This window comes from Haemophilus sp. oral taxon 036 (assembly GCF_002998595.1).
In the GTDB taxonomy this organism is placed as follows: Bacteria; Pseudomonadota; Gammaproteobacteria; order Enterobacterales; family Pasteurellaceae; genus Haemophilus; species Haemophilus haemolyticus_K.
In genome coordinates this window covers 279,616-299,716 of record NZ_CP027235.1, presented here as the reverse complement: position 1 = coordinate 299,716, position 20,101 = coordinate 279,616, and the positions used below count along the sequence as shown (strand labels likewise).

Annotated in this window: 20 protein-coding genes, 2 tRNA genes and 1 other RNA gene; 12 read left to right on the top strand and 11 right to left on the bottom strand. The window is 37.1% G+C overall.

What is annotated here, in order from left to right:
- The first annotated feature begins 120 nt into the window (after positions 1-120).
- The gene (locus C3V42_RS01450; protein WP_048954115.1) at positions 121-1,278 is read left to right on the top strand and encodes a chorismate mutase; all 1,158 of its coding nucleotides are present in this window, start codon (positions 121-123) and stop codon (positions 1,276-1,278) included.
- Positions 1,279-1,400: 122 nt separating this feature from the next.
- On the opposite strand, the gene C3V42_RS01445 is transcribed toward C3V42_RS01450, so the two are convergent.
- Both C3V42_RS01445 and rnhA read right to left on the bottom strand, forming a co-directional pair.
- Complete coding sequence (locus tag C3V42_RS01445; RefSeq protein ID WP_106013397.1) at positions 1,401-2,483, bottom strand: porin; 1,083 nt, start codon at positions 2,481-2,483, stop codon at positions 1,401-1,403.
- Positions 2,484-2,737: 254 nt separating this feature from the next.
- Positions 2,738-3,208, bottom strand: a complete 471-nt coding sequence (rnhA, locus tag C3V42_RS01440; protein ID WP_048954113.1) for a ribonuclease HI — start codon at positions 3,206-3,208, stop codon at positions 2,738-2,740.
- 60 nt (positions 3,209-3,268) lie between these two features.
- Between rnhA and dnaQ the strand changes: the two genes are divergently transcribed.
- From dnaQ to der, 4 genes are all read left to right on the top strand, one after another.
- Complete coding sequence (gene dnaQ / locus C3V42_RS01435; RefSeq protein WP_106013396.1) at positions 3,269-4,039, top strand: DNA polymerase III subunit epsilon; 771 nt, start codon at positions 3,269-3,271, stop codon at positions 4,037-4,039.
- Positions 4,040-4,126: 87 nt separating this feature from the next.
- A tRNA-Asp gene (locus tag C3V42_RS01430) sits at positions 4,127-4,203 on the top strand.
- Positions 4,204-4,226: 23 nt separating this feature from the next.
- A tRNA-Asp gene (locus tag C3V42_RS01425) sits at positions 4,227-4,303 on the top strand.
- 418 nt (positions 4,304-4,721) lie between these two features.
- Positions 4,722-6,233, top strand: coding sequence for a ribosome biogenesis GTPase Der (gene der, locus C3V42_RS01420; protein ID WP_106013395.1), 1,512 nt, complete (start codon positions 4,722-4,724; stop codon positions 6,231-6,233).
- A gap of 55 nt (positions 6,234-6,288) precedes the next feature.
- On the opposite strand, the gene hpt is transcribed toward der, so the two are convergent.
- Positions 6,289-6,828 (bottom strand): hypoxanthine phosphoribosyltransferase, encoded by a 540-nt coding sequence (gene hpt, locus C3V42_RS01415; protein WP_065264578.1) that lies wholly within the window; start codon positions 6,826-6,828, stop codon positions 6,289-6,291.
- A 323-nt stretch (positions 6,829-7,151) separates the two neighbouring features.
- Positions 7,152-8,507 carry a metalloprotease PmbA gene (pmbA, locus tag C3V42_RS01410; RefSeq protein ID WP_106013394.1) on the bottom strand — a complete coding sequence of 452 codons (1,356 nt, stop codon included), beginning with the start codon at positions 8,505-8,507 and terminating at the stop codon, positions 7,152-7,154.
- Between the two features lie 88 nt (positions 8,508-8,595).
- On the opposite strand from pmbA, the gene yjgA reads away from it, so the two are divergent.
- From yjgA to rapZ, 6 genes are all read left to right on the top strand, one after another.
- On the top strand, positions 8,596-9,132 hold the full coding sequence (yjgA, locus tag C3V42_RS01405; RefSeq protein WP_106013393.1) for a ribosome biogenesis factor YjgA: 537 nt from the start codon (positions 8,596-8,598) through the stop codon (positions 9,130-9,132).
- 68 nt (positions 9,133-9,200) lie between these two features.
- Positions 9,201-9,803, top strand: coding sequence for an LPS export ABC transporter periplasmic protein LptC (gene lptC / locus C3V42_RS01400; RefSeq protein ID WP_106013392.1), 603 nt, complete (start codon positions 9,201-9,203; stop codon positions 9,801-9,803).
- Positions 9,787-10,305 (top strand): lipopolysaccharide transport periplasmic protein LptA, encoded by a 519-nt coding sequence (gene lptA / locus C3V42_RS01395; RefSeq protein WP_106013391.1) that lies wholly within the window; start codon positions 9,787-9,789, stop codon positions 10,303-10,305. The genes lptC and lptA overlap by 17 nt, the downstream gene beginning before the upstream one ends.
- Positions 10,306-10,307: 2 nt before the next feature.
- On the top strand, positions 10,308-11,033 hold the full coding sequence (gene lptB / locus C3V42_RS01390; protein WP_106013390.1) for an LPS export ABC transporter ATP-binding protein: 726 nt from the start codon (positions 10,308-10,310) through the stop codon (positions 11,031-11,033).
- A 2-nt stretch (positions 11,034-11,035) separates the two neighbouring features.
- Positions 11,036-11,530, top strand: coding sequence for a PTS IIA-like nitrogen regulatory protein PtsN (ptsN, locus tag C3V42_RS01385; RefSeq protein ID WP_048954105.1), 495 nt, complete (start codon positions 11,036-11,038; stop codon positions 11,528-11,530).
- A gap of 22 nt (positions 11,531-11,552) precedes the next feature.
- Positions 11,553-12,413, top strand: coding sequence for an RNase adapter RapZ (gene rapZ, locus C3V42_RS01380; RefSeq protein WP_048954104.1), 861 nt, complete (start codon positions 11,553-11,555; stop codon positions 12,411-12,413).
- A gap of 16 nt (positions 12,414-12,429) precedes the next feature.
- Here the strand turns inward: rapZ and nrdG are convergent, their stop codons facing one another.
- Positions 12,430-12,897 (bottom strand): anaerobic ribonucleoside-triphosphate reductase-activating protein, encoded by a 468-nt coding sequence (nrdG, locus tag C3V42_RS01375; protein ID WP_106013389.1) that lies wholly within the window; start codon positions 12,895-12,897, stop codon positions 12,430-12,432.
- A gap of 138 nt (positions 12,898-13,035) precedes the next feature.
- Between nrdG and ffs the strand changes: the two genes are divergently transcribed.
- Positions 13,036-13,134, top strand: an RNA gene (gene ffs / locus C3V42_RS01370) — signal recognition particle sRNA small type.
- Positions 13,135-13,154: 20 nt separating this feature from the next.
- On the opposite strand, the gene cydC is transcribed toward ffs, so the two are convergent.
- The 6 genes from cydC to C3V42_RS01340 form a co-directional block, all read right to left on the bottom strand.
- Complete coding sequence (gene cydC, locus C3V42_RS01365) at positions 13,155-14,885, bottom strand: cysteine/glutathione ABC transporter ATP-binding protein/permease CydC (protein WP_106013388.1); 1,731 nt, start codon at positions 14,883-14,885, stop codon at positions 13,155-13,157.
- On the bottom strand, positions 14,885-16,645 hold the full coding sequence (cydD, locus tag C3V42_RS01360; RefSeq protein ID WP_106013387.1) for a cysteine/glutathione ABC transporter permease/ATP-binding protein CydD: 1,761 nt from the start codon (positions 16,643-16,645) through the stop codon (positions 14,885-14,887). The genes cydC and cydD overlap by 1 nt, the downstream gene beginning before the upstream one ends.
- Positions 16,646-16,706: 61 nt before the next feature.
- Positions 16,707-17,663 (bottom strand): thioredoxin-disulfide reductase, encoded by a 957-nt coding sequence (trxB, locus tag C3V42_RS01355; protein WP_048954100.1) that lies wholly within the window; start codon positions 17,661-17,663, stop codon positions 16,707-16,709.
- Positions 17,664-17,772: 109 nt separating this feature from the next.
- Positions 17,773-18,630, bottom strand: a complete 858-nt coding sequence (locus C3V42_RS01350; RefSeq protein WP_106013386.1) for a co-chaperone YbbN — start codon at positions 18,628-18,630, stop codon at positions 17,773-17,775.
- 64 nt (positions 18,631-18,694) lie between these two features.
- A complete protein-coding gene (gene hemH / locus C3V42_RS01345) occupies positions 18,695-19,681 on the bottom strand; it encodes a ferrochelatase (RefSeq protein WP_106013385.1) in 987 nt (328 codons plus the stop codon).
- Positions 19,678-20,094, bottom strand: a complete 417-nt coding sequence (locus C3V42_RS01340; RefSeq protein WP_048954097.1) for a hotdog fold thioesterase — start codon at positions 20,092-20,094, stop codon at positions 19,678-19,680. The genes hemH and C3V42_RS01340 overlap by 4 nt, the downstream gene beginning before the upstream one ends.
- Positions 20,095-20,101: the final 7 nt, after the last annotated feature.

Sequence of the window (20,101 nt, the reverse complement as noted above, 5' to 3'; positions counted from 1 at the left end):
CTTTTTTTGTTGAAAAAGCTATATTTCTGATAAGAAGTATAGCTTTTTTATTTAGTACGTATTTTAATTGTAAAGCGCAAAAGCGCGGTTAATTTCGGGAAGATTTTATAGGAAAACATTATGGCATTAGAATTATCAGAAATTCGGCAACAAATTACACAAATTGATCGTAGTTTGTTGAAGTTGCTGTCAGAACGTCATCGCTTAGCTTTTGATGTTGTAAGAAGCAAAGAAGTCACTCAAAAGGCTTTACGAGATGTTGAGCGTGAACAAGCGCTTTTGCAAGAATTGATTCAATTTGCTGAAAATGAGAACTATCAACTTGAGGCTCAATATATCACATCAATTTTTCAAAAAATCATTGAAGATTCAGTATTAACGCAGCAAGTTTACCTACAAAATAAATTAAATGAACAGCGTAGCCAAAATTTACATATTGCATTTTTAGGGAAACGTGGATCTTATTCTAATCTTGCGGCAAGGAATTATGCGGCACGTTACCAAAAACAATTTATTGAATTAGGCTGTCAATCTTTTGAGCAAGTATTTGAAAAAGTACAAAATGGTGAGGCTGATTTTGGTATCCTTCCTTTAGAAAATACTACTTCGGGTGCGATTAATGAAGTTTATGATTTACTTCAACATACAGAGCTTTCATTGGTGGGAGAGTTGGCTTATCCAATTAAACATTGCGTATTAGTCAATGATATGACAGATTTAAGCCAAATTGATACCTTATATAGCCATCCTCAAGTTATTCAACAATGTAGCCAATTTATTCACAGTCTTGAGCGTGTTCATATTGAATATTGCGAAAGTAGTTCCCATGCGATGCAATTAGTTTCAAGTTTGAATAAACCTAATATTGCGGCATTGGGTAATGAAGACGGTGGAAAATTATATGGTTTGAATGTTCTGAAAACGAATATTGCTAATCAAGAAAATAATATTACACGTTTTATTGTGGTTGCTAAGACACCTCGAGAGGTTTCTTCTCAGATCCCAACAAAAACCCTATTGTTGATGACGACTTCACAACAGGTGGGCTCATTAGTTGATGCTTTATTGGTATTTAAAAAACACCACATTAATATGACAAAATTAGAATCTCGCCCAATCTATGGTAAACCATGGGAAGAAATGTTCTATTTAGAAATTGAGGCGAATATTCATCATCCTGATACGCAACAAGCCTTGGAAGAGCTGAAAAATTATAGTAATTATTTAAAGATTTTAGGGTGCTATCCGAGCGAAATTGTTAAGCCTGTGAAAATATAGGAAAAAGTGCGGTAATAAAATACTATTTTATTACCGCACTTTCGTTATAAATAGATTTTTTATTACATAAAAAAGGCGAATCATTTGATTCGCCTTTTATACAGTAGTTTTTAATCAACTAATTAGAAGTATACACGGATACCTACGCCAATAGCTTTATCTTTAACTTTGCTATCGTCTACGTATTTACCATCTTCGTCATAAGATTTAGTAACTTGATATTTACCTTCTAAGTAGGTTACTACTTGTTTATGAAGTTTATAGTCAATACCTAGTAAGAAACCGTGTTGTTTATCTTTAGAACTATCCGTGCCTTTAATTTGTTCATATTTATAGTTACCATATACTTTACTTAAGTCAGTAATTTGATATTGGAAACCTGGTGATACAAAGAAACGAGTTTCTTTTTTATCGGTATCTTTAAATTTGGTTTTTGCGTAACCACCATCCACAGAAAGAGTTACACCATTGAACTCATAACCTAAGCTAGCAACAACGCCATCTCTATGTTCTTTAGTTTCTGTATTGCCAGTTTTGTAATTTGTTCTACCAAACGCAGTTTTAGCAATTATGCCATCTTTTTCATATAAAGCACCAAATTGGTTTGAGTTTTGAACAGAACCTTCAAGTACTTCATTATTATCTTTGCGTTGTTCTGCAAATTGGTAACCAACCCCTAATTGTAAACCTTCAATACCATAGTAGTCGTAACGAACAACAGATTTTCCTTCTTTTGATACGTAATCACCTTGTTCAATTAGACCGTATGTTTTGTCTTCTGCTGTCACTACGTCATCAACAATAGTTACTTGACGACCAAAAGTTACTTGACCAAATTCTTTGTGGCCTAAACCAACATAAGCACGTTTCGTAGTTAAATTACCAAAACCATCGTTGTCTTTCTTTTTAAGACCTTTTTCATCACCATCAAAACGTACTTCAGTACGTGCTAATGCGTAATAGCCATCACCTAAATCATGACGTGCTTTAATTTCAAAACGAGAACCATCATTTTTCAATCCTGAATGAGTATGACGTTTTAAGTTCCCTGATTTATTAATACCATCTTGGTTAGATTTTTCTAAGTTGATACGTAAAGAACCGTTTAATTCAACTTTAGTACCTTCATTATTATAGATTACTGTCGCGTTCGCCGCTGAAGCTGCAAATGCACCAATGATTAATGCTGCAAGTGTTTTTTTCATAATTTGTATTCCTTATGGTTGTTTTACTATCTATGATTGAACTCTTTCCTTATATGGTAGTCCAACCACCTAAATAGACGTGCAAATCATTGCAAATTCCATTTTTTGTGTCAATCACTTCTATAGGCTTAATTTCCAAAAATCTGATCAGGATCACATTTTTCATCTATTTTTGTTTATTTTTTGTTCAAGTAAATGCTTTCGTAATCGTTTGCTTAAGTAAAGTGGTATAAAAATACATCGAAGCTGTGTATTTATATTGAGGTTTCAAAATATCCTTCATCTTCTAATATTGGGTTTTCAGCCCCTTTTTTGGCTAATTCATCACAGATTTCATTTTCACGATGTCCCGCATGCCCTTTTACCCATTGCCAATTGATTTGATGATGTTGAATGGCTTCGTTCAGCGCTTGCCATAAGTCTTGATTTTTTACAGGTTTGCCTTGACTGGATTTCCAATTATTTTTTTTCCAATTGAAAATCCATTTCGTGATCCCGTTTTTCATATATTGGCTATCACTGTAGAGTGTGATTTGGCAGGGCTCTTTTAAAATATTCAGTGCTTCAATGACAGCACGAAGTTCCATACGATTATTTGTAGTTTTGAAGTAGCCTTTGGAAATGGTTTTTTCATGTTGCTTATAGCGTAAGACAATGCCAATTCCTCCCGGACCAGGATTGCCTAAGCAGGAGCCGTCAGTAAAAATTTCAATCTGTTTTTGCATAACAAAAGCGTTGTTGTGTAAAATGACCCTCATTTTAAAGGAAAGAAATAGGTTGAACAAATGGTTAATCCAAATCGTCAAATTGTACTGGATACCGAGACAACGGGGATGAATCAGTTAGGGGCGCATTATGAAGGACATTGTATTATTGAAATTGGTGCGGTAGAAATGATTAATCGTCGTTATACTGGCAATAATTTTCACTTTTATATTAAGCCTGATCGTCCTGTTGATCCTGAAGCAATTAAAGTTCATGGCATTACAGATGAAATGTTGGCAGATAAACCCTCATTTAATGAGATTGCACAGCCATTTTTGGATTATATTAAAGGCGCAGAATTATTGATTCATAATGCGCCCTTTGATGTAGGGTTTATGGATTATGAGTTTCGTAAGTTGAATCTTAATGTGAAAACTGATGAAATTTGCTTAGTCACAGATACGCTACAGATGGCGCGTCAAATGTATCCAGGCAAGCGTAATAGCTTAGATGCACTTTGTGATCGTTTGAATATTGATAATAGTAAGCGTACGCTACACGGGGCGTTGCTAGATGCTGAAATTTTAGCTGATGTTTATTTGGCAATGACAGGCGGTCAAACCAGTTTGTTTGATGAAAATGATGTGAATGAATCACATTTTATTCGAACCATGTCAGGCAATAAAGATTCAGCTTTACGAAGTGCGGTGAATATTTCGCATAATTTGAAAGTATTACAACCGAGTGAAGATGAATTATTGGCGCATTTAGAATTTATTAAAATGATTAATAAAAAAAGCGGTGATAATTGTTTATGGGATAAACGTTTAGACAAAGAGGTTATTCACTAATCGTTTAGGATTTAATCATACAATAAAAAAATCATAAAAAAAGATTGACGAGATTTATGTTCATCATTATGATACGCACCACTTAGCGGAGTGGTAGTTCAGCTGGTTAGAATACCTGCCTGTCACGCAGGGGGTCGCGGGTTCGAGTCCCGTCCATTCCGCCAATTTAAAATTAATATCTTATCTCGGAGTGGTAGTTCAGCTGGTTAGAATACCTGCCTGTCACGCAGGGGGTCGCGGGTTCGAGTCCCGTCCATTCCGCCAATTAAGATAAATAAAGATAGCACCTGAGGGTGCTTTTTTTGTATCTGAAATTTGCTTCATCCTTGACAAAAATAAAGTAAACTTTTAAGATCTGAAGAACTAGGGAGCTGCTACTCCCTAGTATGTCGTGTTATTAGTAAGTCGGTAAACTCACTAATAATAGTAGTACGACAAGGATAATGAGTTTAATCATTTTCTTATCCTCTTCAAACGTTGCGAAAAAGCGCAACACTCGCTTTCAAGGTGATGACTTGAAAGCGACATTATTATAACGTTAGGTTATAGATAAATAAACAGTGTTTAGAAAGCCATAGGATTGTATCCTGTGGCTTTTTCTTTTCTTTATGAAATCATTTTTTACCAATCCTTTAACTTCCGATATAATAGCCGCCATTTTTGACAAAATAAGAGATTTTTTATGGCAACTCCAGTTGTGGCCCTTGTTGGTCGCCCGAATGTGGGAAAATCCACATTATTTAATCGCCTTACTCGCACACGAGATGCGTTAGTCGCTGATTTTCCAGGTTTAACTCGTGATAGAAAATACGGCCATGCTCATATTGCTGGCTATGAGTTTATTGTTATTGATACTGGCGGGATTGATGGAACCGAAGAGGGCGTAGAAGAAAAAATGGCGGAACAATCTTTGCTTGCTATTGATGAAGCCGATATTGTTCTTTTCCTTGTGGATGCTAGAGCGGGTTTAACGGTAGCGGATATTGGTATCGCTAATTACTTACGTCAACGTCAAAACAAAACGACGATTGTGGTAGCGAATAAAACCGATGGTATCGATGCGGATTCTCATTGTGCTGAATTTTATCAGTTAGGCTTAGGGGAAATTGAGCAAATCGCTGCTTCACAAGGCCGTGGGGTCACTCAGTTAATGGAACAAGTACTTGCGCCTTTTGCGGAACAAATGGAAAATTCCGATGAAAATGACCGCACTTCTGAGGAAGAACAAGACGAATGGGAACAAGAATTCGATTTTGATTCAGAAGAAGATACAGCCTTACTTGATGAGGCGTTAGAAGAATCAGAAGAAGAGCAGGATAAAAATATTAAGATTGCCATTGTTGGTCGTCCAAACGTCGGTAAATCCACTTTAACCAATCGTATTTTAGGTGAAGATCGTGTGGTGGTTTACGATATGCCAGGCACGACACGCGATAGTATTTATATCCCAATGGAGCGTGATGGGCAGCAATATACGTTGATTGATACGGCTGGTGTGCGTAAACGCGGTAAGGTGCATTTGGCGGTGGAAAAATTCTCCGTGATTAAAACTTTACAGGCGATTCAAGATGCTAATGTTGTGTTACTGACTATTGATGCGAGAGAAAACATTTCTGATCAGGATTTATCTTTACTCGGCTTTATTTTAAATGCGGGTCGTTCTTTAGTGATCGTCGTGAATAAATGGGATGGGTTAGATCAAGATGTGAAAGACCGCGTAAAATCTGAGCTTGATCGTCGTTTAGATTTTATTGATTTTGCTCGTGTGCATTTTATTTCCGCATTGCACGGCAGTGGTGTGGGTAATCTTTTTGATTCGATTAAAGAAGCGTATGCTTGCGCGACTCAAAAAATGACAACCTCGCTTTTAACTCGTATTTTACAAATGGCAACGGATGAGCACCAACCTCCGATGATTGGCGGTCGTCGAATTAAATTAAAATATGCTCATCCAGGTGGTTATAATCCGCCGATTATTGTGGTTCACGGTAACCAAATGGATAAATTACCCGATTCTTATAAACGTTATTTATCTAATTATTATCGTAAGAGTTTGAAAATTATTGGCTCACCAATTCGTCTTCTTTTTCAAGAAGGTTCGAACCCATTTGCGGGGCGTAAAAATAAACTTACTCCAAATCAATTGCGTAAGCGTAAACGTTTGATGAAGTTTATTAAGAAAGCGAAACGTTAAGAATAAGTGCGGTCAAAATTCATTATAAATTTTGACCGCACTTGCTTGATGAGTATTATTCTTCTAAAACCACTTTGCCAATATAGCCTAAATTACGGTGATGTTGTGCATAATCGATACCATATCCCACCACAAATTCATCTGGAATTTCAAAACCTATCCATTCTACCGGCACTTCAACCTCGCGACGAGAGGGTTTATCAAGCAAGGTACAGATAGCAAGGCTTGCAGGATCACGTAAGTTCAAAATATCACGTACTTTTTCAAGTGTGTAACCCGTGTCAATAATATCTTCTACGATTAATACGTGTTTACCTTTAATATCGCCATCAAGATCTTTTGTGATACGCACATCATGATTTGTTGTCATCCCTGTTCCATAACTGGAAGTAGTCATAAACTCAATTTCTACAGGTAAATGAATGTGGCGTACAATATCAGCCATAAACATAAATGAGCCACGTAAAAGTCCGATAACAACAAGGTTATTGACTTGTTTTTCTTGATAATGTTTTGTTATTTCGGCCCCAAGCTCTGCAATACGAGAGTGAACATCGCTTTCTGCAATTAAAACATCAACATGGTGTTTTTTCATAAAATGTCCTTGTGAATTTAAAAGGAATGTAATCGTTTGCTATTCTACAAAAAAATTGATCGTTATGCCATGTGTATCAGAATTTCTCGCTGAGTGTTATTCTATATTTCAATATAAATAACTTGGATTCTTTTAAGATAGATTTAGAGATGGAAGATGAAATATAAAAAAGGCTGAAGATTAATCTTCAGCCTTTTGAACCCTAACGAATTTACTTTCTACTCTACCTGTTGGAGCAACCTGCAATCGCTTAACAGATGGCGGGTATCTTATCAGAATTTTAATTTCTGTCAATAAGAATAATTATCAATATTAAATATTTTTTAGTTTCCAGAAATTTTCATCTTTTCTAATAAAATTGAGCCGGTTTGTATGTTTGAACGATGTTCTATATCATCTGATACGGCAACAATGTTTTTCAACATATCTTGTAATTGACCTGCAATTGTAATTTCAGCGACAGGGTATTGAATTTCACCGTTTTCAACCCAGAATCCTGATGCACCCCGAGAATAATCACCAGTCACAAGGTTTACTCCTTGTCCCATAACATCTGTTACTAATAGACCTCTATCCATTTTACGTAAGAGTGCGGTTAATCCTCCCGTTAAATTTGGTTGAATAAGCCAATTGTGAATCCCGCCTGCATGACCTGTGCTTGGCATTCCGAGTTTTTTTCCACTGTAACTGGTCAATAAATAGGTTTGTAATATACCATTCTCAACAATTTCACGATTTTGTGTGCGGACTCCTTCACTATCAAAAGGCGTTGAAGCCAGTGTACGTAATAAATGGGGGCGTTCGCTGATATTAAACCATTCAGGTAAGACGGATGTTCCTAGTCTATCAAGTAAAAAACTTGATTTTCGGTATAAACTACCGCCACTTATTGATGCCGCTAAATGCGAAATAATACTAGTTGCAACATCATTTAAAAAAATGACGGGTACTTCACATGTATTAAGTTTTTGTGGATTTAGGCGTGAAATTACTTTTCTCGCACAAGTTTCACCGACCCAAGTCGGTGATTGAAGTCGATCAAACTCACGGGAAATTGTATATTCGTAGTCATTTTCTAATGCACCTTCTATGCCCCCAATGACTGAGCAAGATAATGAATAGCGACTGGATAAATAGCTTTGTAACATACCGTAGGTATTACCATATACTTTTACACCCGTGTGAGAATTAAAGCTTGCACCATTGCTATTTACGATTCGTTTATCTGCTTCAAGAGCAGATTTTTCTGTACGGAGAGCAAGTTCTGTTGCTTTTTCTACATCAATATTAGCAGGATGGTAAAGTGCTAAGTCAGGCGCATCAAAGGCCATTAATTGCTCATCAGCAAGTCCTGTACAATCATCGGGTGATGTATATTTTGCGATAGAAAGTGCCGCTTCTACAGTATTTTTAATGGCATTTTCACTTAAATCAGAGGTAGAAGCATTACCTTTTTGTTGTCCTAAATAAACGGAAATACCTAGTGCTCCATCATTGGTAAATTCCACATTTTCAATATCTTGCAATCGTGTTGAAACAGATAAGCCGCTTACTTTGGTTACAGCCACCTCGGCACTGGCTCCAGCTTTTTGGGCTAATTCAACTGCAAAACTAACAGCGTGACGTAATTCTTGCTCCTGCGCTTTTAAAAGTGCGGTTTGATTTTCGGGTGCTTTCATTGTTTTTTCCTGTTAAAAATTTGCAACATTTTATCTTATTTTCAAAGTTTATGGTAAAATGCGCCCCAATTTTTATAAAGGACAAAAAATGGCGAAACGTAAGAAGAAAGAAGCTTTTGATTGGGAAGATGAGGCGCAAGAAGAAATTATTTGGGTAAGTAAAAGTGAAATTAAGCGAGATGCAGAAGATTTAAAGCAACTTGGCGAAAAAATTGTGAATTTAACCAAAGCAAATTTAGCTAAAATTCCCCTTGATGAATCTTTGCTTGATGCCATTGAGCTTGCTCAGCGTTTACAAAAAGAGGCGCGCCGTCGTCAGTTACAATATATTGGAAAATTATTTCGTGGTATTGATATTGCCCCAATTCGTGAAGCGTTAGATAAAATCGAAAATAAGCATAATCAGCAGCAAGCGATGTTACATAAAATTGAAAAAATTCGTGATGAGTTGATCGAAAATGGTGATATAGCATTGACGAATTTATTAAATAATTATCCAGAAGCTGATCGCCAGAAATTACGTAATTTGATTCGTTCTGCACAGAAAGAGCGGGAACAAAATAAACCTTCAAAAGCATATCGAGATATTTATCAAATGCTGAAATCATTGATGCTGGAAGATTAGCTTTGTGAGACTCAAGCAGTGCTATCAACGTTTTTAACCGCACTTATCCGGATAATAAAGTAGAAAAAATGAATATTCGTTGGAATGTAATTTTAAGTATTATTGTTTTTTGTTTACTAGGTTGGTTTTATTCACTGAATCGGGATGCACCTGATTTATCAAATTTGGTGAAAAAGCCAGATAGCCCCGATTATATTGGCAATAAAATGGAAACAACAGTGTTTTCACCAGAAGGGAAAAAACAATATGTTTCTCTTGCGGATAATGTGAAACATTATACTGTAGATGGACATACTGATTTTGAGATGCCATTAGTCTATTTATTCGATGTTAATTCATCTAATACTAGTCAAGCAAAGGATGTTGCTCATGCTTTGGTATCACAGAGTTGGAAATTGAGTGCTAAAAAAGCCAAGCTCACAAAAGATGAAATGCTGTATTTAGAGGGAGATGTTGTGGCGGAAAGTTTGGAACCAACTTCTCATTTGCAGCGTGTAGAAACTCAGATGGCAATTGTCAATTTGAAAACACAGGATATGACATCAGACTCAATGGTTAAGATTAATGGACAAAATTTTAGTTCAACAGGATTAAAAATGGTTGGCAATTTACGTCAACAAGTTGCTACTTTAAAAGAACAGGTGAAAACATATTATGAAGTTCGTAAATAATAAAATATTTTTACTCACAACGTTAATGATGACATCCATATCAGCTTTTGCGCTTAAAGATGATACAAATCAACCGATTAATATCGTTTCGGATAATCAAGCGTTGGATATGGAAAAGAGTGTAGTGACTTTTACGGATAATGTTGTGATAACTCAAGGATCGATTTTAATTAAAGCAAGCAAGGTTGTGATTACACGTCCACCTGAAAACTCAGGTAAAAAAGAAACTGTTGATGCTTTTGGTAGCCCTGTTACATTTCATCAATTACTTGACGATGGGAAACTGGTTGATGGGAAGGCTAATAAGGTGCACTATGATCTTGGTACGGAGTTTTTAACATTGACAGGTAATGCTGAGTTGAAACAATTAGATAGCAAAATTAATGGTGAACTTATCACTTATGATGTGAAGAAACAGCAACTTAGAGCCAATGGCGGTGCGAAATCACGAGTGACTACAGTGTTAATTCCGTCTCAATTACAAAAAGCGAAAGGGAAGTAATCATGTCAGTTTTGATTGCTGAGAATTTAGCGAAAAGCTATAAAAGCCGTAAAGTGGTATCTGATGTTAGTCTTCAAGTTAATTCAAATGAAATTGTGGGATTACTTGGGCCGAATGGTGCGGGAAAAACGACGACTTTTTACATGGTGGTGGGGCTCGTTCGCCAAGATCAAGGTAAGATTGTGATTGATGGTGAGGATATTAGTTTACTTCCAATGCATAATCGCGCCCAGCGAGGTATTGGGTATTTACCCCAAGAGGCATCTATTTTTCGCCGTTTAACCGTCTATGAAAATTTGATGGCTGTTTTAGAAATTCGTAAAGATTTAACCGCTGAGCAACGCCGTGAAAGAGCGGATGAATTAATCGAAGAATTTAATATTAGTCATATTAGAGATAGTCTCGGCCAATCTTTATCTGGTGGGGAACGTCGTCGTGTAGAAATTGCTCGAGCATTAGCCGCTAATCCTAAATTTATTTTATTAGATGAACCTTTTGCTGGTGTTGACCCTATTTCAGTATCTGATATTAAGAAAATTATTACTGATTTACGTAATCGCGGATTAGGTGTGCTAATTACTGATCATAATGTACGTGAAACTTTAGATGTGTGTGAACGCGCTTATATTGTTGGAGAAGGTAAAATTATTGCGACAGGTACGCCTGAGGCTGTTATGAATGATGAGCATGTTAAACGTGTTTATCTTGGTGATCAGTTTAAGTTATAAAGATGAACGTTACCGAGTTATTAAGCCCTGAGAATATTCGTCAGGGGGTAAGTTTTTCCAGTAAAAAACGATTATTTGAATCTATTGCGCATTTTGTCATTGAGCAAGTTAATGATGAGAAAGGTGAACAAGTTTGTTTGGAATGTCTTTTTGAACGGGAAAAATTAGGTAATTCAGGTTTAGGAAATGGTATCGCCATGCCTAAAGCTAAAATTCCTGTAACATTATCAGACAAAGCAATAGCTGTATTTATGCAATTAGATACACCGATTGATTACGATTCATCAGATGGTAAATTTGTTGATCTTGTATTTGCGGTATTGGTACCTGAAAATCAGTGCGCAACCTATATGCCAATTTTATCTTTCTTAACTGAAAGACTAACGGATAAAAATCTTTTGAAGCAGTTACGTTCAGCAAAAAGTGCAGAGGAAATTTGGCAGGTTTTTGAAATTTCAGATAGCTCAGAAAATATCTCTTTTGAGAATAATGAATAAGAAATAAAGAGTGGGAGGGCATATGGATATTATCATTATTAGCGGACGTTCTGGTGCGGGAAAGTCTGTGGCACTACGCGCTTTGGAGGATATGGGCTATTATTGTGTGGATAATATCCCTTTTGATTTACTACCTCAATTAACTCAGATTCTTTCTCAGTCACAATCTTCAGTAGCGATTAGTCTAGATATTCGTAATATTCCAAATTCTGCGACGACGTTAGAGCAAACACTTTCAACATTACAAAATCATCATCAGGTTAGGATTATTTTCTTAGAGGCGGATCGCAGTACGTTGATTCGTCGATATAGTGATTCTCGGCGTTTACACCCACTTTCTGTTCAAGATCTGTCCCTTGAAGTTGCGATTGATGCAGAATATCAATATTTAGAGCCACTAATCCAACATGCTAATTTCATTCTTGATACGACACATCTTTCGACACATACGCTTGCAGAAAAATTACGAGAGTTTATTTGTGGGTATGGCGAAAAAGAACTTAAAATTATTATAGAATCTTTTGGGTTTAAATATGGTATTCCGCTTGATGCAGATTATGTTTTTGATGTGCGATTCTTACCCAATCCACATTGGGATCCGGCACTTCGCCCAATGACAGGATTAGATGCCCCTGTGGCGGCATTTTTAAATAGTCATACAGAAGTGAATGAATTTATTTATCTTACACGAAATTATATAGAGACATGGTTGCCGCTCTTAGAAAAAAATAATAGAAGCTACTTAACTATCGCTATTGGGTGTACTGGTGGGAAACATCGCTCTGTTTATATAGCACAACAACTTGGAGAATATTTTCAGGCAAAAGGAAAAATAGTGCAGATTCAGCATAAATCTTTAGAGCGAAATAAAAAAACGCAATAATGGTATATCGGTAATATTATAGTTTAAATCGATGAATAATTTGATTTGCTGAACCCCGCCAAACTAAACTTGGGTCAGCCTGTTCTTGAATAAATTTCCCATCAATTAACACATCAATATAAGGCAACATAGCACGTTGTTGTTCGTCTAGTTCATCCAGCTTATAACCCGTCCAAACCCAAATGTCTTTATCGGGACATTCTCGTTTTACGCGTTGCACAAATGGCAATAATGTTTCTACATTGAGGGGATGAAGTGGATCGCCACCTGAAAGCGTCAACCCTTGGCGTTTAATGCGAGTGTCTTTTAAATCATTAATAATTTGTTGTTCCATCGCTTCATCAAATAATACACCTGCTGAAAATGACCAGCTTTTTTGGTTGTAGCAACCTTTACAACCATGGGTACAGCCACTGACAAATAAAGTACAACGTGTACCTTCGCCATTAATGACATCAGTGGGATAGTATTGAAGATAGTTCATATTATTAAACTCCTGGAATATGGTGTAAATTCTCAGCAAATTAACCGCACTTTTGTAATTAAAGAGAATTAATCTTTGCAATAATATGGTAATTCTTGCATAATAGTCCGCAATCGCTCTGCGATATCAATGGAAACCTTCTCGGTCTCTCGCAACGGTGTCTGGTTTACTCGGTCAGGTCCGGAAGGAAGCAGCCAAAGTCGGAATTACTGTGTGCCGAGAAGAAGCTGGGAAGGTTTCCGCCCAACTTCCTTTTCTTATACCCGCTCAATCAATCTTTTAAAGAAACCATTTTCTTTTGTGATTAGGTTATTGTAATCTCCTTCTTCGATTAATCTTCCGTTATCAATTACACAAATTTTATCGAATTGTTCAATTGAACTTAGACGGTGAGTGACCATAATTAGGGTTTTATTTTCGGCATGTTGCAGAATTAAACGTAAAATGTGACGTTCAGTTTCGCGATCTAAACCTTCTGTCGGTTCATCTAACAATAAAATTGGTGCATTATTGAGTAAAATACGGGCTAAACCTAAACGGCGTTGTTCTCCACCGGAAAGTGGACGACCGCCATCCCCAAGCCAAAGATTTAAACCTTTTTCTTCTTGCTCAAGTAATTTGCTTAAACCAACTTGATGTAGCACTTCAATCATTTTTTCATCAGAAATTTCGTCTGCACTTGCAAATTGTAAATTTTGACGAAGCGTATCACTAAACACATGAACACGTTGAGTTAAAAAACAAATTTGGTTACGCAATGTATTTTCTGAATAGGCAGAAATGGTTTTTTCTGCCAGTAAAAGCTGACCTTGATTCGCATCATAATTGCGTACTAAAAGTTGAAGGAGTGAAGATTTCCCACTTCCAGTTTTGCCTAAAATAGCAATTTTTTTGCCTTGTTCTAAATCTAATGTAAGATTTTTTAATACAAGCGTTTCTTGCCCTGGATAGGAAAAACTTAAATTCTTCGTAGAAATCAACCGCACTTTTGTTTCAAATTCTTCGTTACCATTAAACTCAACAAGCGGTTTTTGCTCAATGATTTCGGTCACACGTTCTGCTGCAGCAATCACTTGACCTATATGTAAAAATGCGGCTCCCAATGGCATGATGATCTCAAAGGCTGCAAGTGCAGCAAAAGTGAAAAGTGCAATATAAGCCGTGCGATATTCATCTGTGCCAAAATCGGCGTTACTTGCAAACCATAGCATTCCAGAAATCAACAAACCATTTAGAAACAGAACAAGTGCAGTAGAAAATCCGCTTAATTTTGCTTCTTTGGCTTGATCTTCCTGCCATGTTTTTTCTGTGACTGACATTTTCTCTTTTAATTTATCTTCTGCATTAAATAATAAAAGCTCGGCTTGTGCTTGGATAAATTCTAAAAACTGGGTTCGATAGGTCGCACGTGCTTGGATTAAGCGTTCACCAAATTTCTGCCCTAGTCGATAGAAAACAGTTGGGATAATCATTAATAAAATTAACAAAAATAAACCTAAACCAAGTGCGAGTGGAATATTGACAAAGCTAAGTCCAATCGTCATGGCAATGATTACAAATGCAGCAGTGAAAAATGGCGCAAGTAAACGTAAATAGAGGCTATCAAGTGTATCCACATCGGATACTAAACGATTTAACAAATCGCTGTTACGATAACGATTTAATACCCCTGGGCTTAAAGGAATGATTTTTTCAAATACTTGTACGCGTAATTTTGACAAAATTCGGAATGTTGCATCATGCGTCACTATTTTTTCAAAATAGCGCATGACGGTTCGTCCGATAGCTAAACCTCGCACACTGGCTGAAGGGTAGAAAAAGTTAAATAGAGTGCCTAGTCCTGCAATGGCTGTAGCGGCTAAAAACCAGCCTGAAACGGTAAGTAAGCTCATGCTGGATCCTAATCCTAAAATCATCAGCACCAAGCCTAAAATAAGAGGAAATTTGGCGAATTTAAATAAACGTATAAACGGAAGTAATGTGCGCATTATTGGATATCCTGTTTTCGTTGTGCAAGAAGTTCTCCAAAGAAACCTTCATTTTGTAATTCAGCAAAAATCCCCTGTTGGACAATTTCGCCCTGCTGCATGACAAAAATTTGATCACATTGTTTTAAATCTTCAATGCGGTGTGTAATCATTAATGTTGTTTGGTAGCAACTCATTTCATTTAATGCTTGAAGGACGAGACTTTCAGATTGGGCATCGAGACTGGCTGTTGGCTCATCAAGTAATAGTAGGCTACCTTTGCGTAATAATGCACGTGCAATAGCAAGACGTTGCGCTTGTCCCACAGAAACGCCTAATCCTCCATCTTTAATTTCATAATCTAAACCGAGTTTATCTATAAATTCGGTGGCTTGGGCTTGGCTTAAAGCATGGTGAATTTTCTCATCGCTTGTTTGAATATCACCAAGCAGAAGATTTTCTTTAATTGTGCCTTGTAATAACAATGGATTTTGTCCTACCCAGGCAATATGTTTGCGCCAGTCAGCTAGATTGCTTTCGCGAAGTTCTTGTCCATTAATTTTGAGAGAACCCTCATAAGGTAAAAAGCCTAAAATTACATTCATTAATGAGGTTTTCCCTGCGCCACTTTGTCCTACAAGCGCAACATTGTGATTTGCTGGAATTTGGAAATTTAACGGCTTGGTTAATGCTGAACCCTGTGTCGAAAGTACCACTAAATTTTCGGCAGAAATTTCAACCGCACTTTCCAAAGAAATTGTTTTTTCATTTTGATGAACGGTTAAATAATCGGATTCTAAGAAATCAACAATGGCATCTGCGGCACCAATACCCGCTGCGCGGTCGTGGTAATAAGCGCCCAGATCGCGTAAGGGTTGATAAAATTCAGGTGCAAGAATTAAACAAAAGAAACCTGTGAAAAGTGTAAGTGGGGTGTTATAGGTACCAAATTCAATTTGACCTAAGTGGCTAAAACCAAAATAGACCGCCATGAGGGCAATGGAAATAGAGGTAAAAAATTCTAATACAGCAGAAGAGAGAAAAGCGAGTTTTAGCACATCCATTGTGGTTTCACGGAAATCTTCAGTGGCATTTTCAATATGCGCTGTTTGTTCAGAAGTGCGGTTAAAAAGACGTAAGGTTTCCAAACCGCGTAAGCGATCTAAAAATTGGGCGCTGAGGCGAGAAAGGGTATCCATATTTTTTTGGCTACTGTCTGCTGCAGCGATACCAACAAGGATCATAAAGACGGGAACAAGTGGCGAGGTGATCATTAAAATTAAACCTGCAGCCCAGTTCAATGGAAAGACAGCAATTAAGATCACAAGGGGAACAATGACTGAAAGACTTTGCTGTGGCAGAAAACGGGCATAGAAATTATGTAGGTTTTCTACTTGTTCTAGCATGAGGCTTGCCCAGCTTCCCGCTGGTTTTTGGTTAATTGTGGCAGGTCCCACGAGATGAATTTTATCGAGAATCTTTTGGCGAATATGACGACGTAATATTTTGCCACTCTGAAATCCAATTTTTTCTCGTATCCATAAAATGACAGCGCGCAATCCAAAACAAGCAATTAATCCAATAAAATAAGGAATGAGTTCATCACGAGGCACATTTTGCATAATCAGTTTATCGAGCAAAGTCGCAAGAAAATAAGTTTGCGCGACTAAAATGAGTGTAGAAAGCGTAGCTAAGACAATGTTTGCGCGCATTAATTTTTTGATAGGTTCTTGTTGTGCGCGAAGCCATTTTTGTAAATATTTTTGGCGAAGTTTGTTCATAGTTTTATCGTGATATAGAAAAAGTTCCCCTCTTTTAAAAGAGGGGAATTAGTTAGAGAATTTATACCTCTTGAGAATCTAAATAGCGTTCTGCATCCAAGGCTGCCATACAACCAGTTCCCGCAGAGGTAATGGCTTGGCGATAATTGTGATCCATTACATCGCCTGCTGCGAATACGCCTTCCACAGAAGTAGCTGTTGCATTTCCTTCAAGACCAGATTTTACAACGATATAGCCATTATTCAATTCTAATTGTCCTTGGAAAATATCCGTATTTGGCGAGTGACCAATCGCCACGAATAAACCATCTAATTTGAGTTCTTCTTTCTCCCCAGTTTTTGTGTTGGCTAAACGTAATCCGGTTACTCCCATGTTGTCACCCAACACTTCATCTAAAGTGCGGTCGGTATGAAGAACGATTTTTCCTTCTTCTACTTTTTTGTATAAACGGTCGATAAGGATTTTTTCCGCACGGAAGTTATCGCGACGGTGGATTAAATGCACTGTACTTGCAATATTGGCTAAGTAAAGCGCTTCTTCTACCGCAGTATTTCCACCACCAATTACACCGACTGGTTTATTACGATAAAAGAAACCATCACAGGTTGCACAAGCAGAAACGCCACGGCCTTTGTAGTTTTCTTCTGACGGTAAGCCAATATAGCGTGCAGAGGCGCCTGTTGCGATAATTAACGCATCACAAGTAAAATTTTGCACATCGCCAAAAAGTTTGAATGGACGAGAGGATAAATCGACGCGATTGATATGATCGAAGACGATTTCTGTTTCAAATTTTTCTGCATGTTGCAACATACGTTGCATTAAACCTGAACCAGTAGTCATCTCAAAATCACCTGGCCAGTTTTCGATTTCATCTGTTGTGGTAAGCTGGCCGCCTTGTTGCAAACCCGTTACCAATACTGGTTTTAAGTTTGCACGTGCTGCATAAATGGCAGCTGTATAACCAGCAGGGCCTGAGCCTAAAATTAAAAGTTTTGCGTGTTTGATATCTGACATAAAGAATCCTTGTTTTTTGTAAAGAGAGAATTAATTGAATTTAAGTTTATTCTGATGATTGCTATGTATGAAACTGTTCCATACAGCTTATCAATTATAAACCTTTCGATTAATAGAGCAGTGAATAAAGCAATCGGCGAAACTTATTTGTTAATGGATCAGCATTGCCCATTGCACTTAAAATGGATAAAAATTGTTGTTTCACTTCACCATTCTGTGCCCCTAAATCTGTTTTTAAAATGCCGAAAAGTAATGTCAGCGCTTCTTCATTTCGTCCAGCTTGATGAAGTTGTATAGCAAGTTTTATTGCAATTTCAGCTGTTGGATTTTTAGCATAATCGGCCTGTAATTGTTGGATTTCAGGTGTATCGGCTGCTTGAATTTGTAGCTCAATTTGTGCTTGTAATCCGTGCCAACGACTATCACGATCTTGCAATGGAATTTGTTTTAGAATTTCTTGTGCTGGCTCCGTTTTTTTCATTGCAATATAGGTTTCAGCGTAGAGTAGGGCGACATCACTATTTTTCTTATCAGAAAGTTCCCATGCGTCTTTCAATAATGGCAATGCTGCCTCATAATTTTCTACTTGCAAGAAATCTAATGCTTGTTGGAATTTTAAATCTTCTTCTTTTGGTAAAATAATGCTTAATCGTTGGATTAATGACGCTTTATCAAGCGCACCTGGAAATGCATCTAATGCCTGTGCTTCTTTAAATAAATAGGTGGTTGGCAATGCTTGGATGCGGAATTGTGCGGCAATCATTTGCTCTTTTTCACAATTTACTTTTCCAAGAACAAATAGTCCTTGATATTGTTCTGCAACTTGCTCAAGTAGAGCCAAAAAATCTGATGACTCTTTATGCGTTGGAGCATAAAAATTGATGACAAGTGGTTTTTCTAAGGATTGTTGCAGTATTTCAGTAAGATTTTGTTCGTTGATGTCAACGATAAAAGAAAAATCAGCCATGTTTTATCCTTGTGAAAAAAATAATGGCTGATTTTAACAAAGTGCGGTCGATTTTAGAAATGTTTTACTCTTTCAATGGGGGAAAGATTTTTGCCAGGAGCAGTTTTCCCATCATTTCAATATGTTGCGGTTCGGAATTGAGTGCAGGAATATATTGGTAAGATTGTCCGCCGTTAGTGAGAAAATTCTCGCGGTTTTCCTCATCAATTTCTTCAATAGTTTCTAAACAATCAACCGAAAAACCCGGGCAAATGACGGCTATTTTATGAATGCCTTGTGATGCTGCATTTTGGAGAAATTTATCCGTGTAAGGTTGTAACCATTCTTCTCGTCCAAAACGTGATTGGAAGGTTATTCCCCATTGGTTTTCGGTCAATCCCAATTTGTCTACAACAGCAAGAGTTGTCTGTTTGCAGTGTTCACGGTAGTAATCGCCCATATTTTCATAACGTAAAGGGATACCATGATAAGAAAATAGCAAAAACTCATCGGATTTTAACCGTACTTTTATGGAATCTGCTAAGGCGTTAATGTAATTTTCATCAACATGATAAGAATGAATAAAATCGAACGGCACCATCCCCCGCTCTTCTTTAAGGGCATGAGAAAAGGCATCAAATAGCGCGCCTGTTGTTGTACTAGAATATTGTGGGTAAAGGGGGAGTACAATAATTCGTTCAACTTTATTTTTAAGTAAATTTTTCACCGCACTTTGCATTGATGGGTTGCCGTATGTCATCGCAATTTCTACTTGAGTATCAATATTTTGCTTATCTAAATAGACTTGTAATGCATCTTTTTGTTGTCGTGAAATGGCAAGTAAAGGCGAACCTTGCTCTGTCCAAATTGCTTGGTAATTTTTAGCGATACGTTTTGAACGTAATGGCAAAATAACAGCCTTGAGTAATGGATACCATTTGTAAGGAGATAAATCGACTACTCTTGGGTCGGTTAAAAATTTCCATAAATAACGGGATATAGCAGATGAGGTGGGCGCATCGGGTGTCCCTAAATTGGCTAAAATAATCCCTATTTTTTGATTTGCTATCATAAGTTTAGAATAGAAAGTGTAAGTCGAGAAACGCAGCAAAGTTTATCTTGTTCATCACGAATGTCAATTTGCCATACGTGGATATTTCTATTTAAACTAATAGGCGTAGCCTTTGCTGTAACAATGCCTTGCTTTACTGAACGTAGGTGATGGGCATTAATATCAAGTCCCACTGCAATTTTATTTTCTTCTATTGCAAGGTATCCCGCCAATGAACCTATCGTTTCTGCTAATGCAACAGATATTCCGCCATGTAATAGACCAAAAGGTTGAGTTGTGCGATGATCTACAGGCATTGTCGCTTCAATCCAATCTTCGCCAAAAGCAGAAATTTCAATGCCAAGATGGCTAACTGCACTGTTGGAGCAAAGTTGATTTAAGTTTTCGAGCGTGAAGTTTTTTTGCCAAATCATGATGTTC

Coding starts and splice junctions, on each gene's coding strand:
- C3V42_RS01450 (WP_048954115.1), top strand. CDS start 121: ATGGCATTAGAATTATCAGAAATTCGGCAACAAATTACACAAATTGAT.
- dnaQ (WP_106013396.1), top strand. CDS start 3,269: ATGGTTAATCCAAATCGTCAAATTGTACTGGATACCGAGACAACGGGG.
- trxB (WP_048954100.1), bottom strand. CDS start 17,663: ATGTCAGATATCAAACACGCAAAACTTTTAATTTTAGGCTCAGGCCCT.
- rapZ (WP_048954104.1), top strand. CDS start 11,553: ATGGATATTATCATTATTAGCGGACGTTCTGGTGCGGGAAAGTCTGTG.
- lptB (WP_106013390.1), top strand. CDS start 10,308: ATGTCAGTTTTGATTGCTGAGAATTTAGCGAAAAGCTATAAAAGCCGT.
- hemH (WP_106013385.1), bottom strand. CDS start 19,681: ATGATAGCAAATCAAAAAATAGGGATTATTTTAGCCAATTTAGGGACA.
- C3V42_RS01350 (WP_106013386.1), bottom strand. CDS start 18,630: ATGGCTGATTTTTCTTTTATCGTTGACATCAACGAACAAAATCTTACT.
- pmbA (WP_106013394.1), bottom strand. CDS start 8,507: ATGAAAGCACCCGAAAATCAAACCGCACTTTTAAAAGCGCAGGAGCAA.
- nrdG (WP_106013389.1), bottom strand. CDS start 12,897: ATGAACTATCTTCAATACTATCCCACTGATGTCATTAATGGCGAAGGT.
- C3V42_RS01340 (WP_048954097.1), bottom strand. CDS start 20,094: ATGATTTGGCAAAAAAACTTCACGCTCGAAAACTTAAATCAACTTTGC.
- ptsN (WP_048954105.1), top strand. CDS start 11,036: ATGAACGTTACCGAGTTATTAAGCCCTGAGAATATTCGTCAGGGGGTA.
- C3V42_RS01445 (WP_106013397.1), bottom strand. CDS start 2,483: ATGAAAAAAACACTTGCAGCATTAATCATTGGTGCATTTGCAGCTTCA.
- cydD (WP_106013387.1), bottom strand. CDS start 16,645: ATGAACAAACTTCGCCAAAAATATTTACAAAAATGGCTTCGCGCACAA.
- rnhA (WP_048954113.1), bottom strand. CDS start 3,208: ATGCAAAAACAGATTGAAATTTTTACTGACGGCTCCTGCTTAGGCAAT.
- lptC (WP_106013392.1), top strand. CDS start 9,201: ATGAATATTCGTTGGAATGTAATTTTAAGTATTATTGTTTTTTGTTTA.
- lptA (WP_106013391.1), top strand. CDS start 9,787: ATGAAGTTCGTAAATAATAAAATATTTTTACTCACAACGTTAATGATG.
- hpt (WP_065264578.1), bottom strand. CDS start 6,828: ATGAAAAAACACCATGTTGATGTTTTAATTGCAGAAAGCGATGTTCAC.
- yjgA (WP_106013393.1), top strand. CDS start 8,596: ATGGCGAAACGTAAGAAGAAAGAAGCTTTTGATTGGGAAGATGAGGCG.
- der (WP_106013395.1), top strand. CDS start 4,722: ATGGCAACTCCAGTTGTGGCCCTTGTTGGTCGCCCGAATGTGGGAAAA.
- cydC (WP_106013388.1), bottom strand. CDS start 14,885: ATGCGCACATTACTTCCGTTTATACGTTTATTTAAATTCGCCAAATTT.